This window comes from Rhodoferax sp. GW822-FHT04A08, from assembly GCF_058801025.1.
The window spans coordinates 1-1780 of the sequence record NZ_JBXAMW010000057.1; the positions used below are offsets into that span (position 1 = coordinate 1).

2 protein-coding genes are annotated in these 1780 nt (G+C 64.0%); both read left to right on the plus strand.

Annotated features, from left to right (window positions below; genetic code table 11):
* Positions 1–277 (plus strand): NADH-ubiquinone oxidoreductase-F iron-sulfur binding region domain-containing protein (locus tag AC1RMF_RS26525; protein WP_493145539.1); only part of this gene is annotated, 277 nt, incomplete at its 5' end.
* On the plus strand, positions 274–1780 hold a 1507-nt coding region (locus AC1RMF_RS26530; RefSeq protein ID WP_493145540.1), incomplete at its 3' end, for a molybdopterin-dependent oxidoreductase. The genes AC1RMF_RS26525 and AC1RMF_RS26530, both read left to right, overlap by 4 nt.

Genomic DNA, 1780 nt, shown 5'->3' on the forward strand with positions numbered 1-1780 from the left:
ACCCTGTCGCGTAGGCACTTCCAAGGCGGCCAAGCTGCTGGAAGCACCGGTGTGGGATGTGGAAACCCTCGAAGACCTCAACATCGTGATGACCGACGCCTCCATCTGCGGATTGGGCCAGGCCGCGCCCAACCCGGTGCGCTGCGTCATCAAGTATTTCCCTCACGAGATCAATGGTGCGGGGGCGAGTGACGCCGGGCCGCCCCAAGGCACGAGGGCCCCCACGGGGGGCAGCGCAGTACACAACGTGACAAGCGTGGGGGCCAATAAACCATGAATGCCATCACCAAGATGAACGAAGTGCTTCCCGCCACCGTGGAGTTCAAGCTCGACCAGCAAACCATCCACGCGTTTGAGGGCGAAAGCATCCTCAAGGCGGCCAAGCGCCACGGTGTGGACATTCCGCATCTTTGCTACAAGGACGGCCTGCGCGCAGACGGCAATTGCCGCGCCTGCGTGGTGGAGATCAAGGGCGAGCGCACCCTGGCGCCCAGTTGCTGCCGCAATGCCACAGCGGGCATGGAGGTGCTACTGAAGACGCCGCGGGTCGAGAAGAGCCAGAAGATGGTTCTGGAGATGCTGCTCTCCGATATGCCCGATACCGGGTACAAGTGGAATGACGCAGGTGCTACTTCTGCCTCTTCTGGCACGGCGGTGGCGGCCGGTAAGTCGGGAGCCGATTTTGCGCTCGCGCATGAGGCACCCGGCTTACCGGCCGACGCCGCTGTGCCAGAAGCGAGCGCCAATCACCCCGGCCAACACGGCGAACTCAGTTACTGGGCTGACCGGCTGGATGTGACCGTGCGCCCGGCCTTGAAGTCTCTCCGAAGAGAACAACCCCAGGCCGACGTATCCCACCCCGCCATGGCGGTGAACCTGGACGCCTGCATCCAGTGCAACCGCTGCGTGCGCGCCTGTCGTGAAGAACAAGTCAACGACGTCATCGGCTACGCGCTGCGCGGCTCGCACAGCGAGATCGTGTTCGACCTGAACGACCCCATGGGCGAGAGCACCTGCGTGGCTTGTGGTGAATGCGTGCAGGCCTGCCCCACCGGCGCGCTCATGCCCAAGACCCACATCGGCTCGCAACTGGTGGACAAAAAGGTGGACTCCGTCTGCCCGTTCTGCGGCGTGGGCTGTCTGCTCACCTACAACGTCAAGGACAACGTCATCGTCAGCGTCGATGGCCGCGACGGCCCGGCCAACCACAACCGCCTGTGCGTCAAGGGCCGCTTCGGTTTCGACTACGCCGCCAATCCGCAGCGCCTGACCGTGCCGCTGATCCGCAAAGAAGGCGTGCCCAAGGACCCGGCGCTGCTGGACAACCTCAACCGAGACACGGCGGACTGGTCCGACGTGTTCCGTGAAGCCACCTGGGAAGAAGCGCTGGCGTATTCCGCAGGCACACTCAAGCGGCTGCGCGATACCCATGGCAAGAAGGCACTGGCGGGCTTTGGCTCGGCCAAGGGCAGCAATGAAGAGGCTTACCTGTTCCAGAAGCTGGTGCGCACCGGCTTTGGCAGCAACAATGTGGACCACTGCACCCGCCTGTGCCACGCCTCCAGCGTGGCCGCCTTGCTCGAAGGTGTGGGCTCCGGCGCGGTGAGCAACCAGGTCAACGACGTGCAGCATTCGGAGCTGATCTTCGTGATCGGCTCCAACCCCACGGCCAACCATCCGGTGGCTGCCACCTGGATGAAGAACGCATCCAAGCAGGGCGCCAAGATCGTGCTGGCCGACCCGCGCATTACCGACATCGGCAAGCATGCCTGGCGCACGC